Origin of the sequence: Pseudomonas sp. EA_5y_Pfl2_R50 (assembly GCF_963970475.1) — a bacterium.
GTDB lineage: Bacteria > Pseudomonadota > Gammaproteobacteria > Pseudomonadales > Pseudomonadaceae > Aquipseudomonas.
On sequence record NZ_CAXAPT010000006.1, the window covers coordinates 238,438 to 264,876 of the forward strand.

At 59.6% G+C, this 26,439-nt stretch carries 24 protein-coding genes; 13 read left to right on the forward strand and 11 right to left on the reverse strand.

What is annotated here, in order from left to right:
* Entirely contained in the window at positions 1-1,185 is a 1,185-nt protein-coding gene (gene mltA / locus AACY19_RS12875; RefSeq protein WP_339450652.1) for a murein transglycosylase A, read from the reverse strand.
* A gap of 128 nt (positions 1,186-1,313) precedes the next feature.
* Here mltA and AACY19_RS12880 point away from each other — a divergent pair, with 128 nt between their 5' ends.
* On the forward strand, positions 1,314-1,763 hold the full coding sequence (locus AACY19_RS12880; protein WP_339450654.1) for a c-type cytochrome: 450 nt from the start codon (positions 1,314-1,316) through the stop codon (positions 1,761-1,763).
* 132 nt (positions 1,764-1,895) lie between these two features.
* On the opposite strand, the gene AACY19_RS12885 is transcribed toward AACY19_RS12880, so the two are convergent.
* The 4 genes from AACY19_RS12885 to AACY19_RS12900 form a co-directional block, all read right to left on the reverse strand.
* Positions 1,896-2,291, reverse strand: coding sequence for a DUF1090 domain-containing protein (locus tag AACY19_RS12885; RefSeq protein ID WP_339450656.1), 396 nt, complete (start codon positions 2,289-2,291; stop codon positions 1,896-1,898).
* A 97-nt stretch (positions 2,292-2,388) separates the two neighbouring features.
* Positions 2,389-4,065 carry an NAD-dependent DNA ligase LigB gene (ligB, locus tag AACY19_RS12890; RefSeq protein ID WP_339450658.1) on the reverse strand — a complete coding sequence of 559 codons (1,677 nt, stop codon included), beginning with the start codon at positions 4,063-4,065 and terminating at the stop codon, positions 2,389-2,391.
* 215 nt (positions 4,066-4,280) lie between these two features.
* Positions 4,281-5,471, reverse strand: coding sequence for a methionine adenosyltransferase (gene metK / locus AACY19_RS12895; RefSeq protein ID WP_339450660.1), 1,191 nt, complete (start codon positions 5,469-5,471; stop codon positions 4,281-4,283).
* Between the two features lie 18 nt (positions 5,472-5,489).
* Positions 5,490-6,485, reverse strand: a complete 996-nt coding sequence (locus AACY19_RS12900) for an ArsR/SmtB family transcription factor (protein WP_339450662.1) — start codon at positions 6,483-6,485, stop codon at positions 5,490-5,492.
* Positions 6,486-6,744: 259 nt separating this feature from the next.
* On the opposite strand from AACY19_RS12900, the gene tkt reads away from it, so the two are divergent.
* The 8 genes from tkt to AACY19_RS12940 all read left to right on the forward strand — a co-directional run bounded on the left by tkt (position 6,745) and on the right by AACY19_RS12940 (position 14,779).
* Complete coding sequence (gene tkt, locus AACY19_RS12905) at positions 6,745-8,742, forward strand: transketolase (protein ID WP_339450664.1); 1,998 nt, start codon at positions 6,745-6,747, stop codon at positions 8,740-8,742.
* Positions 8,743-8,892: 150 nt separating this feature from the next.
* A complete protein-coding gene (gene epd / locus AACY19_RS12910; RefSeq protein WP_339450666.1) occupies positions 8,893-9,945 on the forward strand; it encodes an erythrose-4-phosphate dehydrogenase in 1,053 nt (350 codons plus the stop codon).
* Positions 9,946-9,957: 12 nt separating this feature from the next.
* Complete coding sequence (locus AACY19_RS12915) at positions 9,958-11,121, forward strand: phosphoglycerate kinase (protein WP_083367689.1); 1,164 nt, start codon at positions 9,958-9,960, stop codon at positions 11,119-11,121.
* 34 nt (positions 11,122-11,155) lie between these two features.
* Positions 11,156-11,377: a hypothetical protein gene (locus AACY19_RS12920; protein WP_064119176.1), complete on the forward strand. Its 222-nt coding sequence runs from the start codon at positions 11,156-11,158 to the stop codon at positions 11,375-11,377.
* 57 nt (positions 11,378-11,434) lie between these two features.
* Positions 11,435-11,767 carry an MliC family protein gene (locus AACY19_RS12925; RefSeq protein WP_339450672.1) on the forward strand — a complete coding sequence of 111 codons (333 nt, stop codon included), beginning with the start codon at positions 11,435-11,437 and terminating at the stop codon, positions 11,765-11,767.
* 271 nt (positions 11,768-12,038) lie between these two features.
* A complete protein-coding gene (fba, locus tag AACY19_RS12930) occupies positions 12,039-13,103 on the forward strand; it encodes a class II fructose-bisphosphate aldolase (RefSeq protein WP_008081027.1) in 1,065 nt (354 codons plus the stop codon).
* Positions 13,104-13,221: 118 nt separating this feature from the next.
* Complete coding sequence (locus AACY19_RS12935; RefSeq protein ID WP_339450675.1) at positions 13,222-13,512, forward strand: helix-turn-helix transcriptional regulator; 291 nt, start codon at positions 13,222-13,224, stop codon at positions 13,510-13,512.
* Positions 13,505-14,779, forward strand: coding sequence for a type II toxin-antitoxin system HipA family toxin (locus tag AACY19_RS12940; RefSeq protein ID WP_339450677.1), 1,275 nt, complete (start codon positions 13,505-13,507; stop codon positions 14,777-14,779). The genes AACY19_RS12935 and AACY19_RS12940 overlap by 8 nt, the downstream gene beginning before the upstream one ends.
* A 61-nt stretch (positions 14,780-14,840) precedes the next feature.
* Here the strand turns inward: AACY19_RS12940 and AACY19_RS12945 are convergent, their stop codons facing one another.
* On the reverse strand, positions 14,841-15,203 hold the full coding sequence (locus AACY19_RS12945) for a DUF6124 family protein (RefSeq protein ID WP_007913768.1): 363 nt from the start codon (positions 15,201-15,203) through the stop codon (positions 14,841-14,843).
* A 456-nt stretch (positions 15,204-15,659) separates the two neighbouring features.
* A complete protein-coding gene (locus AACY19_RS12950) occupies positions 15,660-16,328 on the reverse strand; it encodes a polysaccharide lyase family 7 protein (RefSeq protein WP_339450680.1) in 669 nt (222 codons plus the stop codon).
* Positions 16,329-16,649: 321 nt separating this feature from the next.
* Here AACY19_RS12950 and AACY19_RS12955 point away from each other — a divergent pair, with 321 nt between their 5' ends.
* The 3 genes from AACY19_RS12955 to AACY19_RS12965 are packed head-to-tail and all read left to right on the forward strand — an operon-like array spanning position 16,650 to position 19,631.
* Positions 16,650-18,773: a putative bifunctional diguanylate cyclase/phosphodiesterase gene (locus tag AACY19_RS12955; protein ID WP_339450682.1), complete on the forward strand. Its 2,124-nt coding sequence runs from the start codon at positions 16,650-16,652 to the stop codon at positions 18,771-18,773.
* Between the two features lie 42 nt (positions 18,774-18,815).
* Positions 18,816-19,310 (forward strand): M48 metallopeptidase family protein, encoded by a 495-nt coding sequence (locus AACY19_RS12960; RefSeq protein ID WP_339450684.1) that lies wholly within the window; start codon positions 18,816-18,818, stop codon positions 19,308-19,310.
* 24 nt (positions 19,311-19,334) lie between these two features.
* Positions 19,335-19,631: a winged helix-turn-helix domain-containing protein gene (locus AACY19_RS12965; protein WP_016987242.1), complete on the forward strand. Its 297-nt coding sequence runs from the start codon at positions 19,335-19,337 to the stop codon at positions 19,629-19,631.
* A gap of 52 nt (positions 19,632-19,683) precedes the next feature.
* On the opposite strand, the gene AACY19_RS12970 is transcribed toward AACY19_RS12965, so the two are convergent.
* The gene (locus AACY19_RS12970) at positions 19,684-20,136 is read right to left on the reverse strand and encodes a GNAT family N-acetyltransferase (protein WP_339450687.1); all 453 of its coding nucleotides are present in this window, start codon (positions 20,134-20,136) and stop codon (positions 19,684-19,686) included.
* A gap of 255 nt (positions 20,137-20,391) precedes the next feature.
* Between AACY19_RS12970 and AACY19_RS12975 the strand changes: the two genes are divergently transcribed.
* A complete protein-coding gene (locus AACY19_RS12975) occupies positions 20,392-21,129 on the forward strand; it encodes a substrate-binding periplasmic protein (RefSeq protein ID WP_339450689.1) in 738 nt (245 codons plus the stop codon).
* Positions 21,130-21,244: 115 nt separating this feature from the next.
* Here AACY19_RS12975 and yccS read toward each other — a convergent pair whose 3' ends face one another.
* From yccS to dbpA, 3 genes are all read right to left on the reverse strand, one after another.
* Entirely contained in the window at positions 21,245-23,437 is a 2,193-nt protein-coding gene (gene yccS, locus AACY19_RS12980; RefSeq protein ID WP_339450691.1) for a YccS family putative transporter, read from the reverse strand.
* A gap of 223 nt (positions 23,438-23,660) precedes the next feature.
* Positions 23,661-24,839, reverse strand: coding sequence for an NAD(P)/FAD-dependent oxidoreductase (locus tag AACY19_RS12985; protein WP_339450693.1), 1,179 nt, complete (start codon positions 24,837-24,839; stop codon positions 23,661-23,663).
* Between the two features lie 146 nt (positions 24,840-24,985).
* Entirely contained in the window at positions 24,986-26,323 is a 1,338-nt protein-coding gene (dbpA, locus tag AACY19_RS12995; protein ID WP_339450866.1) for an ATP-dependent RNA helicase DbpA, read from the reverse strand.
* Positions 26,324-26,439: the final 116 nt, after the last annotated feature.

Genomic DNA, 26,439 nt, shown 5'->3' on the forward strand with positions numbered 1-26,439 from the left:
TCAGGATTTGTCCTTGGTCTTGTCCGCCACCTGCGGCACTTGCGGCAACGCTGCACCCTTGGGCCAGAGCATCCAGATCTGCCCTTGTTGTTTCATGTCCCCGGCCAGTTGCCCGGCCGCATCGCCAGTGCCCCAGAACAGATCCGCACGCACTTCGCCGGCAATTGCGCCGCCGGTGTCCTGTGCCGCAACCGGGCGTACCAGTGCGGTGCCGTCAGGGCGAGTGGTCGACAGCCACAGCAGGCTGCCCAGCGGAATCACCTTGCGGTCCACCGCCGCGCTGTAACCGGCCGTCAGAGGCACGTTCAGCGACCCACGCGGGCCTTCGTTGCTGTCCGGATTGCGAGTGAAGAACACATAGCTCGGGTTGCTGCCGAGCAGTTCCGGGATGCGCGACGGATTGGCCTTGGCCCAATTGCTGATCGCGTTCATGGTCACGTCTTCTTTTTTCAGTTCACCTTGCTCCACCAGCCAGCGACCGATGGGGCGATAAGGGTGGCCGTTCTGGTCGGCGTAGGCGATGCGCAGCTGTTTGCCGTCTTGCGTCTGAATGCGTCCGGACCCCTGAATCTGCAGGAATTGCAGGTTCATCGGGTCCGTCAGATAAGCCACGACGGGAGCTTTCACGCCTTTTGATTCGATGGTCGCGGCGTCGTCATAAGGCTTGAGCACCCGACCTTCGAGGCGACCGCGCAGACGTTTGCCCTTGAGCTCCGGGTAAATGCTGTCCAGCGAGACGATGATCATGTCTTCCGGCACGCCGTACACCGGTACGTTGGCCGTTTCGGTTGGTGTCAGGCTGCCGGGGTAGACCGGTTCGTAGTAGCCGGTGATCAAGCCGTTGGGGTTGTCGTTCTCGGCGCGCAGGCCGAAGACATCGAGGTTCTGTTTGAGGAATGCGCGAATCTCGCTGGCACTCTGTGGCACATTGGCCGCTGCGGTACAGGTTGGACCCCAGACTGCATCAGCCTTGAGCCGGTTGCAGGCGCTGCGCCACGAGCCGAACCCGGCGACCAGGTCGCTATCGGATACAGCCGGCAATGCATCCCAGCTAGCGCTGGAATAAGTGGCCAGCGCGTGGGTTTTTGGCTTGGCGGTATCACCACCGGTACAGCCGGCGAGGATCGCCAAGAGTGGGAGGGTGGTGATCAACGGGTGACGCCAGGCCTTGAAGCAGCTGTTCATGGAGTGATTCCTGTGCCGGTTGTCCGAGCGCTCCATGCGCTCGAACAACCCGTATTTTTAATAGGGCTATTGGTGTTTGCTGGTGAGGCGAGGATACTGGCCGCCGAATTCCGTGACCTGAAGCCACCATGACTCTTAAAAGCATTGCTGTTGTATTGCTGGCCTGTCTGACCCTTTCCGCCTGTGGCGGTGTCGATCCGAATTCTCCGCTGGGCCAACGAAAGGCCATCTTCAAACAGATGCTCAAGACCGGTGAAGACCTTGGCGGCATGTTGCGTGGGCGCATCCCGTTCGACGGGCCGAAGTTCGCCGAAGGCGCGGCCAGGCTCGATGCGTTGTCCCACGAACCGTGGAAACATTTTCCGCAGGTGCGCGAAGAAGATCACACCAGCGCCAAAGATGATGTCTGGCAGAAACAGGCGCAGTTTCAGGAGATGGCCCGCAACCTTGAAGCGGCCACCGGTGAATTGGTGATCGCCAGCCAGGTTCAGCCGTACAAGGCCAGCAACCTGGGGCCTGCGGTGCAGAAGGTAGAAGATGCCTGCAGCGCTTGCCATAAACAGTTTCGGGATCATTGATCTCTGTCGTTTGAGCTGACGCCCTCGCGAGCAAGCCCGCTCCCACCGTTGACCAAGTTGTAAAGATGAATAGGGTCAACTGTGGGCGCGGGCCTGCTCGCGAAGAGGCCAACAAACTCACCGCGTCATCGATTATTTATCGATTTCGTCCAGCGCGTCCTGCAGTTCCTTGCGCGATTCGGCGAGCTTGTCCTTGCGCTTGTTGATCTTCTCCGGATCGCCTTTCTTCATGGCTTTGTCCAGGTCTGCCTGGCGCTTGCTCACTTCGTGCTTGGCATCCAGCACCTTGTTTTCGCGTTCTTTCTTGAGGCCGGCATCGGTGCAGTGGTCGTTGACTTCACGCAGGGCTGTTTCCAGGCCGGCCTGCTGATCGGCATTGCCGCGGGACTTGGCCTGCTCGATCTGGTTCATGATGCCTTGCTTCTTGGCGGCGCAGCCGGTGAGGCCCGGCGCATCTTCATCGGCCATCACAGGCGCGGCCATCATGCCGCAAAGGGTCAGCATGGCGAGCGGTGCAAGAAATTTCATAAAAGCTCCATGTGCAAAGGCAATCGGGTCAGTTGGGCACTGCGCTGTTGGAGCGCTTCGGCGACCGTTGGGTTCCCGGTGGCCCGGGATTGCATGTTCAGAAACCGTCGATTCCGGCGGCATGTAACGTTTCGCTCAAGGCCAGCACCTGCGGGTCGCGAAAGAAAGCGCTCAATTGCGCCGCGCGGCCCGGGCCGATACCGGCTTGTGCCTGCCATTGTGCGGCATCGCGTTGGGCCAGCGCCTGCCATGAGTCTGCAAGTTGTGCCTGACCGGTCGGTGGCAAACCCAGGGCTTTCAGCCATTGGCTGAAAGGTTGTTGGCGAGCGCGTTGAAAACTGTGCATCAGGCGTGCGCTGCTGCGCTCGCCGAGGCCGGCAATGTTAGCAAGCTCTGGCGCCTCGAGGGTCATCCAATCCAGCAGGTTGTTCAGGCGGCCTGTTTCGAGAAGTTTCTCCCAGGTGCCGCGCCCGACATGCTGCATCGCCAGCCCTTGCTTGCCACTGAGCCAGGTCAGGCGCGCGAGAAACTGGCTCTCGCAGCCGGGGGTGGGTTGCCAGCAGCTCAGGGCGTGAAAATCGCTGGCGACGGGGATATCAATATCTGAGCGTTCGATGCTGCGCAGAACCACGCTGTCCAGTCTTGGGATCGTCAGGCCGGCGAGGCTGATCGCAACCTGGTCGCCGGGGCGGATATCCAGTGCCCGCCAACGCTTCAAGGAGCTGGCACTGACCCGCTTGATCTCCCGGTCGTCCAGCATGACGGGTTTGAGTTCCAGCACAGGCGTAATGCGCCCGGTGCGACCGACTTTGAAGTTGATCCTGCGTACTTCGGCCAATGCCTGGGCGAACGGGTATTTCCAGGCAACGGCCCAGTACGGCGCGTGAGCCTGCCAGCGTTCGGCGGGTGGTCGCTGGCTTTGGCGCAGGACCACGCCATCCGTGGCGAAGGGCAGAGGGGAGCGATGCCAGTGATCGCGCCACTTCTGCGCCTCGGCGAGTTCGCTGACCGGTTGACTGTAGGGTTCCGTCGTGGCGAAACCCAGCGTCGCCAATCCGGATATTCGCTTGGGCAAGTCCAACGCGCTTTGCGGCCAGTCCCAAACGAACAGTCCGATGCCGTCGGCTTGCTCGGCGCTCAAGAATTTGCGTCCCATCAGTCCGGCGACGATGGCGCGAGCGTTGACGCTGCCGGTTTTGGCTTGCACGTGTTCGTTCAAGCGCCAATAAAGTTCGCCTTGCACCAGCAGGTCCAGCGGTTGCGTCAGGCGTTGAGGAATGGCGCCGATCTTCTGCGCGGATGGCGTCCAGTCCTGGCCCCGAATCCCGTCACCACGACTGATTGCCTGATGCAGAACGCCTGCGCGATAAATCAGCGTCACGGCGACGCCGTCGATCTTGGGTTGTACCCAGACATCCCGGCGGTCGCGCAGCCACGATTCCACGGCCGCCGCTTCGTGCAACTTATCCAGACCGGTATGGGCGATGGGGTGTGCGATTGAGCCTGAGGCAGTGCGCAGTGGCACAGGTGCGGGTGGCAGATCGAAACAGCGCCTCCATTGGCTTAAGCGCAGACGCGACTGATCGTAGAGTTCATCGGCGATCAGTGAGCGGCCTTCGCGGTGGTAGGCGTCGTCCCATTGGTCGATCTGGTTTTGCAGGGCGGTGATCCGGGTTTGCGCGGTGGCGGCAGACCAGACAGGGCAAACGGCGTAGGCGATCGTGTGGGTGAAGCTCAGCAGAAGAATTGAAAACAGGCGCAGCGTGGCAAGCATGTTGAGCGTCCTTGCTCAGGGGGAATGCTTGAAGGCTAGGCGAGGATTGTGAAGTGGGTTGGCGGGGTGTTTTGCCGGGTGTTTCGGTTGCAAAGGAATGTTGCCTGTTCGGGCCTCTTCGCGAGCAGGCTCGCTCCCACAGCGTATTGAGCACGCATGAAAAAGCCCCGCACGGCGCGAACCGTGCGGGGCTTTTTTGTACCGCCGGGGAAGTCTTACAGACCGGCAGCGGAACGCAGGGCGTCGGCGCGGTCGGTTTTTTCCCAGGTGAAGGTGGTGAAGGTGTCTTCGCCAACGGTCTTGGTCTGTGGCGCGCGACCGAAGTGGCCGTAGGCTGCAGTTTCCTGGTACATCGGGTGCAGCAGATCGAGCATTGTGGTGATCGCGTATGGGCGCAGGTCAAACACTTCACGGACCAGTTTGACGATCTTGTCATCGCTGATCTTGCCGGTACCGAAGGTGTTCAGCGAGATCGATGTCGGCTGAGCGACACCAATCGCGTAGGAAACCTGGATTTCGCAACGCTCGGCCAGGCCGGCAGCGACGATGTTCTTGGCAACGTAACGGCCAGCGTAGGCAGCCGAACGGTCAACCTTCGATGGATCTTTACCGGAGAACGCGCCGCCGCCGTGACGGGCCATGCCGCCGTAGCTGTCGACGATGATCTTGCGCCCGGTCAGACCGCAGTCACCTACCGGGCCGCCAATGATGAACTGGCCGGTCGGGTTGATGTGGAACTGGGTGTCTTTGCTCAGCAGTTCGGCAGGCAGTACGTGCTTGACGATCAGCTCCATCACGCCTTCGCGCAGGTCTTTGTACGACACTTCCGGGTTGTGCTGGGTCGACAGAACAACGGCGTCGATACCGACAACCTTGCCGCCTTCGTAACGGCAGGTCACCTGCGACTTGGCGTCCGGACGCAGCCATGGCAGCAGGCCCGATTTGCGGGCGTCAGCCTGGCGCTGCACCAGTTGGTGCGAGAAGGTGATCGGCGCTGGCATCAGCACTTCGGTTTCGTTGCTGGCGTAGCCGAACATCAGGCCCTGGTCGCCGGCGCCCTGATCTTCAGGCTTGGCACGGTCAACACCCTGGTTGATGTCTGGGGACTGCTTGCCGATGATGTTCATCACGCCGCATGTTGCGCCGTCGAAGCCAACTTCGGAGCTGGTGTAGCCGATGTCGCAAATCACATCACGAACGATCTGCTCCAGGTCGACCCAGGCGCTGGTGGTCACTTCACCGGCAACGATGGCTACACCGGTTTTGACCAGGGTTTCCACCGCAACGCGGGCGTGTTTGTCCTGGGCAATAATGGCGTCCAGCACCGCATCGGAAATCTGGTCGGCGATTTTGTCCGGATGCCCTTCAGACACGGACTCGGAGGTGAAGAGGGAGTATTCGCTCATCTCGATTTTTTCCTGAATTTACCGATGGTGAGTGTCGCCAGCCGGTCGCTGAAAGTGGCGAACCTGGATCTGGAAACCATTACGTAAGCCTACATAGAGACTTTCCCCGGGAACGAGTCCCGCAGCGGTGGCCCAACGGGCCAAATCGTCCTGTTCAAACCCCAACCACAGATCACCGCAGGCCTCCCTGGCCCAACTCTGGTTGTGGCTACATAACTCTGTCACGAGCAAGCTGCCGCCCGTTTGCAATAGGCCGGCCAAGTGCTTGAGCGCGTCGGCCGGCGCGGCGAAGTGGTGCAGCACCATGTTCAACACCACGCAATCGGCCTGAAGGCTTGTGCCGTTCAATGCATCGGCCAATTGCAGGCTGACGTTAGCCAGTTGTTCACGTTCACATACCTGGCGGGCCAGTTCGAGCATCGCCGGGCTGTTGTCCAGCGCGGTTACGGTGCCGAAGCGGCGGGCCAGTTCCGGCAGAAAAGCTCCATCGCCGGGACCGACTTCAATGGCCGTGGCAGCACCCTCGAAGTTCAGTTTGTCGAGCAGGGCCAGCACGCTGTCACGGTACTGCGGCAGGCCCGCAATCAAGTCTTGCTGGGCGCGGAATTTCTCCGCGACCCGGGCGAAAAAGTCCTGGCTGGCCGCGGCACGTTGGCCGTGAACCTGTTCAATGCGCGCCTGCACGTCGTCAGGCAGCGCCAGATTGTCGACTTCTTCTAACAATGCGGCGTGCAGCTTGCCCCCCAGCAGTTCGGTGTGGGGCAGGGCGCGACGATAGAAAATCGCGTTGCCTTCACGGCGCGTTGCTACCAGATCTGCCTGGGCCAGCACCTTGAGGTGGTGGCTCATGCCGGACTGGCCAATGCCGAAAATCTGCGCCAGCTCCAATACACCGAACGAGTCGTTGGCCAGCGCGCGCAATACATTCAGGCGCAGCGGGTCGCCGCCGGCCTTGCACAGGGCCGCCAGCTCGTCGCAATCGTCATGTCGAATGGAAGGCGCACGTAAGTTCATAGGGCTGGCAGTCTAGAGAGGGGGGCAAATCATCGCAAGAGCAATATCAAAAAGTTTTGATATTGCTCGATAAATGGCACTTCTCACGAGACGGTCAACTCTACAAACCAGTAGCGGAAAGGTTTCACCAACAGAAAGCGCCGCTATCCATTGGAAAAACGCCGCCCGATGACTATCTGTCATTGCCCCGAGGCGCTCCGGTGAGGGAAAATGCCCTCCTTTTTTCCGTTTCGACTTACCAGAACCCAGGAGATCAGCGATGCCTAGCCGTCGTGAGCGTGCCAACGCCATTCGTGCCCTCAGCATGGATGCCGTGCAAAAAGCCAACAGCGGCCATCCCGGTGCCCCTATGGGTATGGCAGATATCGCCGAAGTGCTTTGGCGCGACTACCTCAAGCACAACCCGAGCAACCCATCGTTCGCCGACCGTGACCGCTTCGTGCTGTCCAACGGCCACGGCTCGATGTTGATCTACTCGCTGCTGCACCTGACCGGTTACGACCTGTCGATCGACGACCTCAAGCAGTTCCGTCAATTGCACAGCCGCACGCCGGGCCACCCGGAATTCGGTTACACCCCAGGCGTTGAAACCACCACCGGCCCATTGGGTCAGGGCCTGGCCAACGCAGTGGGCTTCGCTCTGGCAGAAAAAGTACTGGGTGCGCAGTTCAACCGCCCTGGCCACGACATCGTCGACCACCATACCTACGTATTCCTGGGTGATGGCTGCATGATGGAAGGCATTTCCCACGAAGTCGCTTCCCTGGCCGGTACGCTGGGTCTGGGCAAGCTGATCGCTTTCTATGATGACAACGGCATCTCCATCGACGGCGAGGTCGAAGGCTGGTTCACCGATGACACCCCGAAGCGTTTTGAATCCTACAACTGGCAAGTGATCCGCAACGTTGACGGTCACGACCCGGAAGAGATCAAGACCGCCATCGAAACCGCGCGCAAGAGCCCGCTGCCGACCCTGATCTGCTGCAAGACCACCATTGGTTTCGGTTCGCCGAACAAGCAGGGCAAAGAAGACTGCCACGGCGCCCCACTGGGTGACGCGGAAATCGCCCTGACCCGTCAGGCGCTGAACTGGAACCACGGCCCGTTCGAAATCCCGGCCGACATCTACGCCGAGTGGGATGCCAAGGAAAAAGGTCGCGCGGCCGAAGCCGAGTGGGATCAGCGTTTCGCGGCCTACTCCGCTGCGTTCCCGACCGAAGCCAACGAGCTGGTCCGTCGTCTGAGCGGCGAACTGCCGGCTGACTTCTCCGAAAAAGCCTCGGCCTACATCGCTGAAGTCGCGGCCAAAGGCGAAACCATCGCCAGCCGTAAAGCCAGCCAGAACGCCCTGAATGCGTTCGGCCCGCTGCTGCCGGAAGTGCTCGGCGGTTCCGCTGACCTGGCCGGTTCCAACCTGACCCTGTGGAAAGGTTGCAAAGGTGTCACCGCAGAAGACGCCAGCGGCAACTACATGTATTACGGCGTGCGCGAATTCGGCATGACCGCGATCATGAACGGCGTGGCCCTGCACGGCGGTCTGGTGCCTTACGGCGCGACCTTCCTGATGTTCATGGAGTACGCACGCAACGCGGTGCGTATGTCGGCGCTGATGAAGAAGCGCGTGATCCACGTCTACACCCACGACTCCATCGGTCTGGGCGAAGACGGCCCGACGCACCAGCCCATCGAGCAACTGACCAGCCTGCGCAGCACACCGAACCTCGACACCTGGCGTCCAGCCGATGCCGTTGAGTCGGCAGTGGCGTGGAAAAACGCTCTGGAGCGTAAAGATGGCCCGTCGGCGCTGATCTTCTCCCGCCAGAACCTTCAGCACCAGGAACGCGATGCCGGCCAGATTGCCGACATCAGCCGTGGTGGCTACGTGCTCAAGGACTGCGCAGGCGAGCCTGAGCTGATCCTGATCGCTACCGGTTCGGAAGTCGGTCTGGCCGTTCAGGCCTACGACAAACTGACCGGGCAGGGCCGCAAGGTGCGCGTGGTTTCCATGCCGTGCACCAGCGCGTTCGACGCTCAGGACGCTGGCTACAAGCAATCGGTTCTGCCGTTGCAGGTCAGCGCACGTATCGCCATCGAAGCGGCCCACGCCGACTTCTGGTTCAAGTACGTGGGTCTGGAAGGTCGCGTGATTGGCATGACCACTTACGGCGAATCGGCTCCGGCTTCGGCACTGTTCGAAGAATTCGGTTTCACCCTGGAAAACATCCTGGGTCAGGCTGAAGAGCTGCTGGAAGACTGATCCAGATCAGGTTTCGCCTGAGCTGACGCCTTCGCGGGCAAGCCCGCTCCCACAGGGAAATGCATTCCAGTGTGGGAGCGGGCTTGCTCGCGAAAGCGATAGTCCGGGCGCCATCGCACTGACTGATTCACCACGGTAATCGAGAACCCCATGCCTCAACCGCGTCTCTACAAAGTTGCACTCAACGGCTACGGCCGCATTGGTCGTTGCGTCTTGCGTGCGTTGTTTGAGCGAGGCGAGAAAGCCGGGTTTGAAATTGTCGCGATCAACGATCTGGCTGACATGGCCAGCATCGAATACCTGACACGCTTCGACTCCACCCACGGTCGCTTTCCGGGCGAAGTGCGAGTGGAAGGCGACTGTCTGCATATTAATGGCGACTGCGTGAAGGTCCTGCGCAGTGCCACCCCCGAAGGCATCGATTGGGCGTCGCTGGGCGTCGATCTGGTGCTGGAATGTTCCGGTGCCTATAACACCCGTGAAGACGGCCAGCGCTTTCTCGCTGCCGGTGCGCCACGCGTGTTGTTCTCGCAGCCGATGGCCAGCGAGGCGGATGTCGACGCCACCATCGTGTATGGGGTCAATCAGGATTGCCTGACCGGCGACGAACTGCTGGTATCCAACGCCTCCTGCACGACCAACTGCGGCGTGCCACTGTTGCGCCTGCTCGACAAGGCGATCGGCCTGGATTACGTATCGATCACCACGATCCACTCGGCGATGAACGATCAGCCGGTGATCGACGCCTATCACCACGAAGACCTGCGCCGCACGCGCTCCGCGTTTCAGTCGGTGATCCCGGTGTCCACAGGGCTGGCGCGCGGTATCGAGCGCCTGCTGCCGGAACTTGCCGGGCGAATTCAGGCCAAAGCCGTGCGCGTGCCGACGGTCAACGTGTCCTGCCTCGACATCACGATGCAGACTGCCACCGCGACCGATGCCAATGAGGTCAACCGGATACTGCGCGAGGCCGCCACCCATGGCCCGCTCAAAGGCCTGCTGGCTTACACCGAGCTTCCCCACGCCAGCTGTGATTTCAACCATGACCCACATTCGGCCATCGTCGATGCCAGTCAGACCCGTGTTTCCGGCCCCAAGCTGGTGAACATCCTGGCCTGGTTCGACAACGAATGGGGTTTTGCCAACCGAATGCTGGACGTTGCAGAACACTATCTGCAAACAGCAACTTCAAAAAAACCGTAGGAAGTGCGACCCATGACCGTGTTGAAGATGTCCGACCTCGATCTGCAAGGTAAGCGCGTATTGATCCGCGAAGACCTCAACGTCCCAGTCAAGGACGGTGTTGTCACCAGCGATGCGCGTATCCTGGCTTCGCTGCCGACCATCAAGCTGGCCCTGGAAAAAGGTGCGGCGGTGATGGTCTGCTCGCACCTTGGCCGTCCGACCGAAGGCGAGTTCTCTGCCGAAAACAGCCTCAAGCCTGTTGCTGACTACCTGAGCAAGGCTCTGGGCCGCGAAGTGCCGCTGGTGGCCGACTACCTGGGTGGCGTTGACGTCAAGGCCGGCGACATCGTGCTGTTCGAAAACGTGCGCTTCAACAAGGGCGAGAAAAAGAACGCCGACGACCTGGCCCAGCAATACGCCGCCCTGTGCGACGTGTTCGTGATGGACGCGTTCGGCACCGCGCACCGCGCCGAAGGCTCGACTCACGGCGTGGCCAAATTCGCCAAGGTTGCAGCTGCTGGCCCGCTGCTCGCCGCTGAACTGGACGCACTGGGCAAGGCCCTCGGCGCACCGGCCAAGCCAATGGCGGCCATCGTGGCTGGCTCCAAGGTCTCGACCAAACTCGACGTGCTGAACAGCCTGAGCCAGATCTGCGATCAACTGATCGTCGGCGGCGGCATCGCCAACACCTTCCTCGCGGCTGCCGGTCACCCGGTTGGCAAATCCCTGTACGAACCGGATCTGCTCGACACCGCACGCGCCATCGCTGCCAAAGTCAGCGTGCCGCTGCCGGTGGACGTAGTGGTTGCCAAGGAATTCGCCGAAACCGCCGAAGCCACCGTCAAGCTGATCGCTGACGTCGCGGCTGACGACATGATTCTGGACATCGGCCCACAAACCGCAGCCAATTTCGCCGAACTGCTGAAATCGTCGAAAACCATTCTGTGGAACGGCCCGGTCGGCGTGTTCGAGTTCGATCAGTTCGGCAACGGCACCAAAGTGCTGGCTCAGGCCATCGCTGAAAGCTCGGCGTTCTCCATTGCTGGTGGTGGCGACACCTTGGCCGCCATTGATAAATATGGCGTGGCTGAGCAAATCTCCTACATTTCCACCGGTGGTGGCGCGTTCCTCGAATTCGTCGAGGGCAAAGTGCTGCCAGCCGTAGAAGTCCTGGAAAGCCGGGCCAAGGCCTGAGGCCGCCCCGTTTGGCCAGGCAAGGAGTGTTTACATGGTCAAGTCGTTAGCGCTGTTGTTGCTGACCGGTACGCTGGCCGCCTGCGGGAGTAACCCGAAGGCTGAAGCCACGCCGGCGCCGAGCGAGTCGCAGAAGGGCTGCTATCAGGCCGACTGGCAGGCCGAAACCAACCCGGTGCTGAACAAGCGCTCGGGGCCGGACGGCCTGGAGAAATACGAGACGCAAACCCCGGCCAAGGAACATGGTTGTCCTTGACGGGTCTGACTCTTTAACTCAGGGCTGGCGGGGTGCACCGTCAGTCGAGGAACACGGATGAAAGGCTTGATCGCCATTGCGGCGTTGGCATTGTTGGGCGGTTGCGCGCAGTTGAACCTGTTTCAGTCGCCCGTTCCGGCGGATGACTGGACGACCTGGACCTGCGACAGCCAGGCCAAAGTGCTGTGGCGTTACGCCGATGCCGGCCAGAAGGAAGTCGATGTTCGACTGGGTGGTGGTGATCAGGTCTATCGCCTGAAAGAAGAGCCGGGCGCCTCGGGCACGCTGTACAGCGACGGCATGCTGGCGTTTCACGTCAAGGGAGAGGAAGGCCTGGTGTACTGGGTCGCCACCAATGACCTGATCGGCCGCGGCTGCAAGGCCGAGTAATTGACACAACACAGATCCAATGTGGAAACCGATCCAACTGTGGGAGCGAGCTTGCTCGCGAAAGCGGTGGATCAGCTTGCATCAATGTTGAATGCCAAGCCGCATTCGCGAGCAAGCTCGCTCCCACAGGGGTTCTGTGTAGCTCTCAGGATTTTGCTTTATCGAATCACCAGACCGGGGCTCAACCCCCGATCTGCAATCACTTGAATAGCCGCCGCCGCTCCGGCAGGCTGGCACGATTAACGACCCTCAACCGGGAGAGAGACACACAATGGCACTTATCAGCATGCGCCAGATGCTGGACCACGCAGCCGAATTCGGCTACGGCGTTCCAGCCTTCAACGTCAACAACCTTGAGCAGATGCGCGCCATCATGGAAGCCGCTGACAAGACTGACTCCCCGGTGATCGTTCAGGCTTCGGCCGGCGCTCGCAAATACGCCGGCGCGCCTTTCCTGCGTCACCTGATCCTGGCCGCGATTGAAGAATTCCCGCACATCCCGGTGTGCATGCACCAGGACCACGGCACCAGCCCTGACGTCTGCCAGCGCTCGATCCAGCTGGGCTTCAGCTCGGTCATGATGGACGGCTCGCTGGGCGAAGACGGCAAGACCCCGACCGACTACGACTACAACGTGCGCGTTACCCAACAAACCGTGGCCATGGCGCACGCCTGCGGCGTTTCGGTTGAAGGCGAGCTGGGCTGCCTGGGTTCGCTGGAAACCGGCATGGCCGGTGAAGAAGACGGCATCGGCGCCGAAGGTGTTCTGGATCACAGCCAAATGCTGACCGACCCTGAAGAAGCCGCTGACTTCGTCAAGCGCACTCAGGTCGATGCCCTGGCCATCGCCATCGGCACCAGCCACGGCGCCTACAAGTTCACCAAGCCACCTACCGGTGACGTGCTGGCAATCGACCGCATCAAGGAAATCCACAAACGCATCCCGAACACCCACTTGGTGATGCACGGTTCCTCGTCGGTGCCGCAAGAGTGGCTGGCGATCATCAACCAGTACGGCGGCGACATCAAAGAAACCTACGGCGTACCGGTTGAAGAAATCGTCGAAGGCATCAAGCACGGCGTGCGCAAGGTCAACATCGACACCGACCTGCGCCTGGCATCCACCGGCGCCATGCGTCGCCTGATGGCCACCAATCCGAGCGAATTCGACCCGCGTAAATTCTTCGGCGCCACTGTGACTGCAATGCGTGACGTGTGCATCGCGCGTTACGAGGCTTTCGGTACGGCGGGTAACGCTTCGAAGATCAAACCGATCTCGCTGGAAGCGATGTATCAGCGTTATCTGAAGGGTGAGTTGAACGCTAAGGTTAACTAAGCCTGAGCGTTAAACTGCTTTAAAAGAAACCCGCCGTGAGGCGGGTTTTTTGTGGGTGAAATGTTTGGTAGTGATACTTGAAAATCCGCACTTGAAATGTCACCTATAGTGAACTTTAATGATTTTTATCAGCTTGAAGTCCGATATAGGTGACATTTTGATCCTGAACAATCCTGCGATTTTTGCCGAACGCATTCGTCAGCTGCGAAAAGCCAAGGGCTACAGTCAGCTAATGCTGGCGCATAAGGCCAAATGCAGTCGCAAGACCATCATCGATCTTGAGGCCGGTGAAAACGTCGCTTTTTATACCGTGTTCCGGGTGATTGCCGCGTTGGGCATGGCGCTTGAAATCGTCGACAACCGAATCGATCTCAAGTCGCTCGCCGATCTGGTAGAGCATGATGAATAAGGTCAAACGACTCAACGTCATGACGCCGCAAGGCTGCGCGGGCGAGCTATCCAAAGGTTCGCAGTTCTCGTTTTCCTACCAGACGGCAGAAGCGTCCAGGGAAGTCTCATTGGTCATGCCTTATGACCCGACACCCTCGGTGAGCAATGTGCTGCACCCGATCTTCGATATGAATGTGCCCGAAGGTTTTCTGGCCGATCAGATCAAGCGCCGGATGGCCAAGCATATGCAGGTCGATGAAATGCGCCTGCTATCGGTCATTGGCGGTAATCAGATTGGGCGCCTTACTTATGAAAATCCGACTGAGCCCTCTACCGCTGTGCGCGCGCAGGTCGGTCTGCAAGACATTCTGTCTGCCGACGCCTCTCAGGGTGTTTTCAACTTTCTGGTTGAAACCTACTTCGAGTCGGGTATTTCCGGAGTGCAGCCCAAGGTACTGGTGCCTGACCTGGACAAACTCACCGGTAGCCGAAAAACAATGCTCAGCTCCGATCTTATCGTCAAATCAGGAGCCGAGGAGTATGAGCACTTGGCCCAGAACGAGTTTCTGTGTCTGGAGGCGGCGAGGCTGGCAGGATTGGAAACGCCACCGTTCTGGCTTTCCGAGAGCGGTGAGCTATTTGTCATGGAGCGGTTTGACCTGACGTCGTCTGGCCGGCTCGGCTTCGAAGACATGGCGGTACTGTTGGGTCTTAACAAAGATCCTCACGACAATTACAAGTACTCGCAGAGCTATGAAACCCTCGCGGCGGTCATCCGCCAGGTATGTCGCCATGCCGATCCGATACGCGAGCTGGAGCGATACTTTTCCTCTGTCTGCCTTTCGGTGATGGTGCGCAATGGCGATGCACATTTGAAGAACTTCGGCGTGATATACACGCAGCCCGCGGCTCCAGAAACCGTGCAGTTGGCCCCGATTTACGATGTTACGACCACCACGGTCTATGAAAACTACAACCCGAAGTCAGGGCGTTCACTGGTTGACCGTACCCTAGCAATCAAAATGAATAAAACCAAAGACTACCCGGATCGCCAGCAACTGATCGAGTTCGGTCGCAAACACTGCGCGGTGGATAGGCCGGCATTGATCATCGACCGGATAGCTGAAGCAATGGGCCAGGCACTGGCTGCCCATCGGTTCCGAGTGGATGCTGAATTGTTTGTGGGGATGCAACGCGAATGGGATGCCGGGCGTACAGTTGCCTTGAATGATTCGGTTGGGTCGGGGTTGAAGCTTAAGCCTGTATTGGGAGATAGCAACGGTTAGCTACGCTTTAGCGCTTATTGCTATTCAGGAACCCGCCGCGAGGCGGGTTTTTTGTGGACGATTATTCCTTCAGTTCAACGTGATCCAGTGCCTGATTCACCGCCAATTCACCGAGCATGACCACTTGCGCAATGCCCAGGGCAGTCTTGCGGTGTGAGGTGTCGAGCATGGCGGCGAAGTTGTTGAGCATTTCGCTGGCTGAACCCAGGGTTTCGCTGGCGTTGGCCAGCAGGGATTCGGTGTTGTACTTCGGGTTGGCGAGGTACATGGGCTCGGGTTTATGCGTGCTGGCCATGATGAAGGCGGACGGTTTGAGGTAATGGTCAAGGGCGCGTTCGGCGGCGTCGTTGAGTTTTTTTGAATCGAGGGATTCGTAGGGGGATGCGGGATCTGTTTCTGGCGGGTGAGGCGTTGATTTTGTCATTGCTCGAAACCTGATTGGAGTGCCCCCGCTTTGGCTACTAAATCAAAGTGGAGGCAACTGTACGCAGGTTAGTAGACCGGGGTTTCGAGCAAGCCGGCGCACCCGAAGGTGCCCTGCGCACAGCTACCATCAAGCGCAGGTATGGGAATACCTGACTGACAGATGCTTGTGCACAACGCTTGAAACCTCGGGCTACTAAACCCGATCACTGGAAATCAGTGACGCGAATCAAGTTACCGATGGCCCGCCAGGCGCACAAGCCGGCGGATTCTGGCGTAGTGGTAGGCAACGACGCAAGCTGTTGTAGGCATCCGGAAGTAACCGCCGACAGATCTAAACAGCACTGTTTAAAGGTAGGAGCTGCCGAAGGCTGCGATCTTTTGATTTTGTCTTTTTAGAATCAAAAACAAGATCAAAAGATCGCAGCCTTCGGCAGATCCTGCAGTGGGGATTGGGCTATTTATCGTGATCGATGTCGAGTTTGGAGAAGGTCACTTGGCCACCTTCACTGGTGTACCCGGTGTTGTCCTGCACATAAACCCCAGCCTTGAAATACAGCGGCTTGTTGCGCCATGTCGCGCTGATCTGTGAATCCCACTGGTAACCCGCCGCACTCACACCCAGCGCGCCGCCAGGACTCAGGTGAATGAGGTAGTTGAATTCGCGATCAAGCTTGATGCCGGTGGCGAGGGTGATGACGCGCCCTTCTTCGTCATCCGGGCGCATGCGCACCTTGATCACCAGGTTGCCGGTCTCGGTCTTGGTCTTGTATTGGTATTCGAGTTTGAGCATCGGTTTCTGGCTTTCATAGGCATGTATCTGGCCGATGACGATCTTTCCAGAGCTGGGCACTTTGTTGACCGAGAGGGTGGCGCGCAGCAGGTTGTCGGCGTCCGGGTAATACCAGTTGCGCAGAGTGCCGTTGCTGAAGGTTTCGCGCAGTTCGGTGCGGGGGTAGATGGCGTTTTCGGTTTTTGAACCGGTAACCGGTGACCAGAAAAACAAGGTACCGGTGTCGGAATGGAAGTACTGATCCTTGAAGCCCTTCACCAGTTTTGAGGTTTCGACGGTGTACGGCGGACTGCCGACGGGAACGCTGAGGTTCCAGGTTGCGAGATCGATCATGTCGGTTCTTCCACTCTGTTCATCCTGAACGCGGGTGCCAGAAGCTCTAGCCCGCGCCTTTTCGGGGCGCCTTTATAAGCGTAGAGGGATTTTTTGTTAACGCCCGTTCGGCAGATGATTGACGTCAACATCCTGTCTAAATGCCATCTTTCCCGGTTTTAGTGGGCCTGCGGCGCGACCGTTAGTCGGCTAAACGAAGCTTTGGTTAAATGATGGCCTGATGACAGCTATTGCTTTTAGCGATCCCGGACTAGAGTGAGCGCTCAGTATGTGTGCGGTTTTTACCCAAAACCGACTTGAAGTCCCGACAAGAGAAGCAGCATGGAATGCGCGCAAACCCAGCCAGTTGAAGGCAACTCTGTCCTTTTGATCGTTGACGATTACCCTGAAAACCTGATCAGCATGCGCGCGTTGCTGCAGCGTCAGGACTGGCACGTGATGACTGCCGCCTCAGGCTTCGAGGCGCTAAACCTTTTGCTTGAGCACGATGTCGACCTGGTGCTGCTGGATGTGCAGATGCCGGGTATGGACGGCTTCGAGGTAGCGCGGCTGATGCGTGGCAGCCAGCGCACGCGGCTGACACCGATTATTTTCCTGACCGCCAACGAGCAATCCCAAGACGCCGTGATTAAGGGCTATGCCAGTGGCGCGGTGGATTACCTGTTCAAACCGTTCGATCCACAGATCCTCAAGCCCAAGGTGCAGGCGTTGCTCGAACACCAGCGCAATCGCCGGGCCTTGCAGCGTCTGACCCATGATCTGGAACTGGCGCGCGCCTTCAATGCCTCGGTGCTGGATAACGCTGCCGAAGGAATTCTGGTATTGGGCGAAGACGGCGTTATCCGTTTTGCCAATCCAGCGATTTCGCGACTGCTGAATGCGCCGGTGAAGGAACTGGAGGGTCGGGAATTCCTCGATTACCTGCAGAAACCGCACATTCCGGCGTGGGAGGGTTCCGAGATTTATACCTGCTACAAGCGTGGCGAGACGTTGCGTCTGCACGACGCTCTGCTGCGCACCGCACCCGGTCAGCAAGTTCCAGTGGCGCTCTCCTGCGCGCCGTTGCCTGCCGAACAGCATGCGATGGTGGTGACGGTGCTGGATATGTCGGTGGTGCGTCACCTGCACCAGCAACTGGAGTTCCAGGCTGTCACCGACCCGTTGACCGGGCTGCTCAACCGCCGGGGGTTCTACCAGACCGTGGAAAACCTGCTGCTGCGAGGCGAGCGCAGCGACAGCAGTTGGGTGCTGCTGTACCTCGATCTCGATGGCTTCAAGCGGGTCAACGACTCCCTCGGTCACGACGCGGGTGACCGCGTGCTGCGCTGGGTTTCGGAGCAATTGAAGGCGTGCCTGCGCCCCTTCGACATTCTCGCGCGCATGGGGGGGGATGAATTCACCGCGCTGCTCGATCTGGAGTTCCCTGAGCAGGCAGCGAAAATCTCGGAAAAACTCATCGAGCGGGTGTCGATCTGTCAGCAAATCGAAGGCCTGGACATAGCCCTCGGCGCCAGTATTGGCATCGCCACTTATCCTGATTGCGGATCGAGTCTTGATGGTTTGCTACGCGCGTCGGATATCGCCATGTACGAAGCCAAGCGTGCCGGGCGTCAGCAGTATCGTTTCTACGATCACGAGATGAACGGGCGCGCACGTTCCCGGTTGATGCTCGAAGAAAGTGTGCGCAACGCTATCGAGAACCGTGATTTCAACCTGGTCTATCAGCCTCAGGTCGCCATCGAAAGCGGGCAGATTCGTGGCTTCGAGGCGCTGCTGCGCTGGCAGCACCCGAGCGTCGGCGATGTGCCGCCGGGGTTGTTCCTGCCGTTGCTGGAAGAGGCACGGCTGATCAGTCGTCTCGGCAGCTGGATTTACCATCGCGGCGCCGGCCAGCGCAAAGCCTGGGAAACGCTGTTTGCCGAGGACCTGGTGCTCGGCGTGAGTCTGAGCAACACCCAGTTCAGCCTGCCGAATCTGGTGACCGAGTTGCGTCAGGTGATGGAGCGGCATGACCTGCAGCCTCGGCAACTTGAGGTGGAAGTCACTGAAGAAGCGTTGATGCAAAATCCCGACGAAACCCGCAAGCAGATACGCTTGTTGCGCAATCTCGGCGTGCGGGTGGCGCTTGATGACTTCGGCTCGGGACCCTGCTCGCTGGCACATCTGCGTGATCTGGAACTGGATACGCTGAAACTGGATCGACACCTGATCGCCCGATTGCCGGACTCCACGCGTGACGCCTCGCTGGTACGCACGGTGATCGACCTGAGCAAGCAATACGGGCTGCTGGTGATCGCCGAGGGTGTGGAAACCATCGAGCAATATCAGTGGCTGCAAGCCAATGGTTGCGAATATGTTCAGGGCTTCCTTGTCGCGCGGCCGTTGATGGCCGAAGACGCCAAGCGTTTCACCGAGCCCTTCGACTGGAGCGCGCTGCCCGGTTGATTTCGCTACACTGGCGCTCTTTTCCGAACCGTATCGCCCGTCATGACTGCTCTGAAATATCTCCAGGCCTATCCCGCACAATTGCAGGACCAGGTGCGCCAGTTGATCGCCCAAGGGCGTTTGGGTGATTACCTGAGCCAGCGTTATCCGGGAAAGCACGACGTACAGAGCGACAAGGCGTTGTACAGCTACGCGCTGGACCTGAAGCAGGAATACCTGCGCAACGCCCCGGCCATCGACAAGGTGTTGTTCGACAACCGCCTCGACCTGACCCACCGCGCGCTTGGTCTGCACACCACGGTGTCACGCGTGCAGGGCGGCAAGCTCAAGGCCAGGAAAGAGATTCGTATTGCCTCGTTGTTCAAGGACGCGGCGCCGGACTTTCTGAAAATGATCGTGGTGCATGAACTGGCGCACTTCAAGGAATCGGATCACAACAAGGCGTTCTATAAATTGTGTGAGCACATGCTGCCGGGGTATCACCAGGTCGAGTTTGATCTGCGGGTGTACCTGACGTGGCGGGATATGCAGGCTTAACAGTACGCAAGCAGGAAGGTGTGGATGGACGTCAGCAAGACCAAAAGCAGTTTCTACCGCCGCTTGTACGTGGCGTACCTGATCGACAGCGGTCTGGCGCCGAGTGTGCCGACGCTGACCGAAGTGACCGGCATGCCCCGGCGCACGGCGCAGGACACGATTGCCGCGTTGGCGGATCTGGACATCGTCTGTGAATTCGAGCAGGAAGAGGGCGCGCGTAATCACGCCGGGCGCTATCGGATTCGTGAGTGGGGAGCGATTGATCGCGGGTGGATCGAGCGTAACTTGCGGCAGATCAGGGCTGTTCTGGAGTATCCCTGAAAAAAGCCCACCCTGACCCTCTCCCTCAGGGAGAGGGTCAGGGTGAGGGGATTCAGGCGCGACGCATCCCGATATGCGGAATGTCATCTTCGAGATATTCCTCACCCGCCACAACAAACCCGTACTTGCCGTAATACCCCTGCAAATGCGCCTGCGCCGACAGGTAGATCGGCACCTGCGGCCAATGCTTCTCGGCCTGTTTCAATGCCTGCTCCATCATTTCGTGCCCCAGCCCCTTGCCTCGACCTTGCGGTGCCGTGACAACGCGGCCGATGACCACATCTCCGCCCTGAGACTCCGGGTCAAGCAGGCGCAAGTAGGCCATTAACTGGTCATCCTCCCACCCCATCAAATGATAGGTATCACCTTCGAGGTCCTGGCCGTCGAGGTCCGGGTAGGCGCATTTCTGTTCGACCACGAACACTTCCGAGCGCAATTTCAACAGGGCGTACAGCTGCTCTTTGCCCAGGTTGCTGTGATGCTTGCAGATCCACTCGACTGTCATTTTCCGATTCCTTGAACGTGTAGGCCGATACTAAGCGCACGGGGCAAAGATGTCTGTATGGCGTAATAGTCTGTGACGAAGGTCAAAATGCCATCATTCCTTTCGCGCAGCGTGGATGAGTTTGTGTAATCTGCTGAAGAGCCCTGTGCACAGGCTGCAATGAGCTAATGTTAGGGCCTGGGTTTTGCCGGTAAGGGGCCTTGGGGTTTTGACTGAAAACACGCCGGGCAGCCCGCCCGCTAAGGATTTTCAAGCATGCCGCGATTGCATCGAGCTTTTGCTTTGATCGGTTTGCTGTTGCTGGGTCAAAACGCTGCAGCGGACAAGCTGCGGCTGGTGTTTGATATCTGGCCGCCCTTTACCGATGACACGCTGATCAACGGCGGCCTGGCCACTGACATTGTCAGTACCGCGCTGGCCCGGGCCGGATATGCCACCAGCTATGAACAGGTGCCGTGGGCACGGGCGTTGCTGGGCATTGGGGAGGGGCGTTACGACGTGCTCGTCAACGCCTGGTACAACGACGAACGCACAAAGCTAGGCCGGTTTTCCGGCGAATATCTGCTCAACCGCATCCGTTTCCTCAAGCGCAAAGAGACCCCGCTCGAGTACAACACCCTCCAGCAACTGCACACTTATCCGATTGCGGTGGTGCGCGGTTATGCCTATTCAGCGGCGTTCGATGCCGACACGGCGCTGCAGAAAGTCCCTGTACATAACTTCGCCATGGCCGTGCGCATGCTCGCCGCCGACAGGGTCAAGCTGACACTGGAGGATGAGTATGTGGCGAAGTATTACCTGGCCCGGCAATCAGCCAAGGTGCGCAATGCCGTGGAGTTTCTACCCAAGCCGTTGAGTGAGAACAGCCTGCACATATTGGTCAGCCTGAAGAATCCGCAGCATGAGCAGATCGTCGCGGGGTTTGATAAGGCGATTGCGGCGATGAAAGCGGATGGGAGTTATGAACGGCTGCTTCGCGAGCATGGGATGTGAAGGTGTTCCCGGTGTTGAGTGGTCACTGATGGCCTCATCGCTGGCAAGCCAGCTCCCCCATGAGTTGTGCGCGCGGCGAAACATGTGGAGCTGGCTTGCCAGTGATGGGGCCTGCTCAGCCAGCGCCAACCTCACTGGTGTCCTTGATCAGGTGCGCCGCCAAAGTCCGCAACGGCCCCAACTGCCGGCAAATCAACGCCAACTGCGTCTGCACCAAGCGCTGCCCTTCATCAATCTCATCCGCCATCTGCTCCAGCTCATTGGCCAGCGCTTCTTCCTCATCGCTTTGAATCGCCACTGGCTGTTTGTTCGCCAGCCCTTGGGCGATTTCATCGATACTCGTCGCCAGCTTCACTCCGGCGCCATCAATCAAGTGTTCACGCACATCGGCGGGCAACTGCGTTTCCCGGTGCGCGCCCAGCCCTGACAGATAACTGAGCAAGGTGTGCGACAGCACCAGAAAGCGGAAGCCGACATCCGCTTCCTTACGGAAATGCCCGGGCTCCATGAGCATGTTTGCCAGCGTGGTCGAAAGCGCCGCATCGGCGTTATGTGCATTGCGCCGGGCCAGGCGGTAGGCGAGGTCGTCACTCTTGCCAGCGGCGTATTGCTGCATGATCTGACGCAGATAGATGCTGTTGCAGGTCAGGGTGTTGGCCAGCACTTTGTTCAGGCGCCGCCCTTGCCAGTCCGGCAAGAACAGGAACACTGCCAGACCGGCGATCAGGCTGCCCAGCAGGGTATCGAACAGGCGCGGCAGGAACAGTCCGTAACCATCACCGACCTGATTGAAGCAGAACAACACCATGATGGTGATCGCTGCGGTCGCCAGGGTGTAGCGCGTGGTGCGGTTGGTAAAGAACACCACCCCGGCGGCGATGGCGAAACATGACTGCACCAACGGGCTGGGGAACAGATCGAACAAGGCCCACGCCACGGTCAGGCCGATGGCCGTACCAAAAATCCGCTGGCCGAGTTTACGCCGCGTCGCGCCGTAGTTCGGCTGACAGACGAACAGCGTGGTGAGAATGATCCAGTAGCCTTGCGACGGGTGAATCAGATGCACCATGCCATAGCCGATACTCAGCGCCAGCGGCAGGCGCAGGGCGTGACGGAACAGCAAAGACGTCGGCGTCAGTTGCGTGCGCAAGCGAATCCAGACGTCTTTGAGATTGCGCGGCGAGCGGTCGAGCAGACTGCTGTCAGTGGCGTCGGCCAGGGCATCCGGGTTGCTGGCGTCGCTGAGTAAACGATCAAGGGTGCCTAAATTGGCCGCCAGTGCGCGCAGCGAACGCAGCAGGCCGCGCCACGCCGGGTTGCTCTGGATGCGCAGGTGTTCGAGGGAGGCGTCGAGGTCGCTCAGGGCTTCGGCGAAACTCGCGTCGTAGATAAACGGCTGGCGCATCTGGATCGATTCGGCCAGCGCCCGGCAGGCTTTGCCTTGCTGGCGCAGCAGGCGCTGACAGCGGAACAGCACGTCACTGTGGAAAAACGCTTCGGCCAGCGCGTTGTACGGGTAGTGCGAAGAACTGGCGCGTTCGTGGATGTCCTGGGCGAGGAAATACAGCTTCAGGTAACGGCTGACTTTCGAACCCGGACGACCATTGCCGACCCGGTGCAGGATGATTTCCTTGGCGCTGTTCAGCGCGGCCACCACGCGACCGTTTTGTTGGGCCAGTTCCAGGCGCCGCGCCTCGACATTCATCTGCCGGATCGGCTCGAACAGCGAGGCTTTGAGCTTCAGGTAAAAGCCCAGCTCGCGGAACAATCGCGCCAGACTCTGCTGCACCGGCTGATTGGAGAACAGTGCTTGCCACACCACCGAAAGCAGGCCGTACCACGCCGCGCCGGCGACCAGCAGCATCGGTTCGTGCCAGAAATCGGTGACTGCGCCGCCACGCTGATCGACGCCGATCATGGTGTACACGGACAAAATCAACGTCGCCGAGGCGATCGCGCCGTAACGTTCGCCCAGCGCGCCTAGCATGGTCAGGCCGAAACTGGCCAGCGCCAGGGCAATGGCAAAGACGATGGGATAGGGGAAGAGCAATTCCACCGACAGCGCGGCGATGCTGAAGCACACCAGTGTTACCGCCAGCGCGTTGAGGCGGCCCTGCCAGCTGTCGTCGGTCTCGGCCAGGGCGCTGGCGATAATCCCCAGAAACAACGGGATCAGCAGGCCCATTTCATCCTGATACCAACACAGCGCCATGCTGCCGGTCAGGGCGATGAACACACGCACGCTGTAGCTGAATTTATCCAGCGCCCACAGGCGCCGCAAAGACTGACGAAACGAGGTCGAGGACATGAAGTGCGAAGGCCTTCCGAGGCGATGCCGCTAAATTGAGCCAGTAATGACGCCGACGCAATGGCGCCGATCACATCTGACAGCAAAAAGTGTTCCTTTTACTTACACCAAAAACCACTGTGGGAGCGAGCTTGCTCGCGAATGCGATGTGTCAGTCACCACAATGTTGACTGAAAGACCGCTTTCGCGAGCAAGCTCGCTCCCACAGGGTTTTGTGTATTGATCAGGCGTACTGCGCAGCGGCGTAGCCCGAGGCCCAGGCCCACTGGAAGTTGAAACCGCCCAAGTGACCGGTGACGTCGAGCACTTCGCCGATGAAATACAGACCGGGGCTTTTCAGCGATTCCATGGTTTTCGACGACACTTCGCGGGTGTCGACGCCGCCGAGGGTCACCTCAGCCGTGCGGTAACCTTCAGTGCCCGCCGGGACGACTTTCCAGTTGCCCAGCTTGTCGGCGATTTCCGCCAGTTCGGCGTGGGTGTACTGCTTCATCGGTTTGGACACGAACCAGTTGTCCGCCAGCAGGCTAGCCATCTTCTTGGTGAAGATTTCACCCAGCAGGGTTTTCAATTCGCTGTTCGGGCGTTCGGCCACTTGTTGTTGCAGCCAGCTCGCCGCGTCGTGATCCGGCAGCAGGTTGATCTCGACGGTGTCGCCAGATTCCCAGAAGGACGAAATCTGCAAAATCGCCGGACCACTGAGGCCGCGATGGGTAAACAGAATGTTCTCGCGAAAGCTCTGATCGTTGCAGCTGACCAGGCAATCCACCGACGTGCCGGACAGCTCGGTGCACAACTCCTTGAGCTGATCGGTGATGGTGAACGGCACCAGACCGGCGCGGGTCGGCAGCAATTCATGACCGAACTGTTTAGCGACCTGATAGCCGAACCCCGTCGCGCCCAATGTCGGGATCGACAGCCCGCCAGTCGCGATCACCAGCGACTGGCACTGGACCTGGCCGAGGGTGGTGTCGAGCAGATAACCGCTCTCGACCTTCTCGATTGTCTGGATCGACGTGTCCAGATGCAGCTCGACGCCTACCTGATCGCACTCGGTCAGGAGCATTTCAAGAATGTCGCTGGACTTGTTATCGCAGAACAACTGGCCGAGTTTCTTCTCGTGATACGGCACGGCGTGCTTGCCGACCATGGCGATGAAATCCCACTGGGTGTAACGCGCCAGTGCGGATTTGCAGAAGTGCGGGTTCTGCGAAAGGAAATTGCCTGGCTCGGTGTACATGTTGGTGAAATTGCAGCGGCCACCGCCCGACATCAGGATTTTCTTGCCGGCCTTGTTTGCATGGTCGAGCAGCAGCACCTGACGCCCACGCCCGGCGGCGGTCAGTGCGCACATCAATCCAGCGGCGCCAGCGCCAATGATCACGACTTCGGTAGAGCGCAAAACGGTGTCCTCACACAAATTTCAAAATCACCGGAAACCTGATGTGGGAGCGGGCCTGCCCGCGAATGCGGTATGTCATTCAACATTGACGTCGACTGACCGATTGCATTCGCGAGCAAGCCCGCTCCCACAGGGGTGTGGCGTTCTTACAGGACGCGCACGCGCAGCGAACGGCCCTTGATCTTGCCGTTGTTCAGGCGCTGCAATGCCTGCATGACCACGGTGCGTTCGACGGCGACATACGACTGGAAGTCGAAGATCGCGATCTTGCCCACCTGGGCGCCCGGGATGCCGGCGTCGCCGGTCAGTGCGCCCAGAATGTCACCCGGGCGCACCTTGTCCTTACGGCCGCCGGCGATGCACAGGGTGCTCATTGGGGGCTGCAGCGGGGCACCGCCCTGGGACTTCAGGTTATCGACCTGATCCCAGTTCAACGGGGCTTTCTGCAGTTGCTCGATGGCTTGGGCGCGATGGGCTTCGCCCGGTGCGACGAGGCTGACCGCGATGCCTTTCTCACCGGCGCGGCCGGTACGGCCCACGCGGTGAATGTGGATTTCCGAGTCGCGGGCCAGCTCGACGTTGATCACCATGTCCAGTGCATCGATGTCCAGGCCACGGGCGGCGACGTCGGTGGCGACCAGTACCGAGGTACTGCGGTTGGCGAACATCGCCAGCACCTGATCGCGATCACGCTGTTCCAGATCGCCGTGCAGGCCGACGGCGGAGATGCCCTTCGACGTCAGGTGATCCACGGTTTCCTGCACCTGCTGCTTGGTAAAGCAGAACGCCACGCAGGACGCCGGGCGGAAGTGGTGCAGGACTTTGGTCACTGCGCTCATGCGGTCTTCCGGGGAAATCTCGTAGAAACGCTGCTCGATCTGCGTGTCATCGTGGAAGGCTTCGGCTTTCACCGTTTGCGGATCACGCATGAATTTCGACGCCAGTTGCTTGATGCCCACCGGATAAGTGGCGGAGAACAGCAGGGTCTGACGACGCTCCGGCGTCTTCACGATGATGTCTTCGATGGCGTCGTAGAAGCCCATGTCGAGCATGCGGTCGGCTTCGTCGAGGATCAGCGTGTTCAAACCGTCGAGGACCAGCGAACCCTTGCGCAAGTGCTGCTGGATACGACCCGGGGTGCCGACGATGATGTGCGCGCCGTGTTCCAGCGAAGCGATCTGCGGGCCGAACGACACGCCGCCGCACAGGGTCAGGACCTTGATGTTGTCTTCGGCACGGGCCAGACGACGGACCTCCTTGGCGACCTGGTCGGCCAGCTCACGGGTCGGGCAGATCACCAGCGCCTGGCAGCCGAAGTAGCGCGGGTTGATCGGATTCAGCAGACCGATACCGAACGCGGCGGTCTTGCCGCTGCCGGTCTTGGCCTGGGCGATCAGGTCCATCCCCTTGAGGATCACCGGCAAGCTTTGCGCCTGGATCGGCGTCATCTGGGCGTAACCGAGGGATTCGAGGTTAGCCAGCATGGCGGCGGACAGGGGCAAAGTATTAAAAGCGGTGGCGATGGTGGTCACGGGACTGGCCTGCAAAACAAAATGTCGCGCAGTGTAGCAGCCCCGTGCCACTTTCCTCGAAAGTTCTG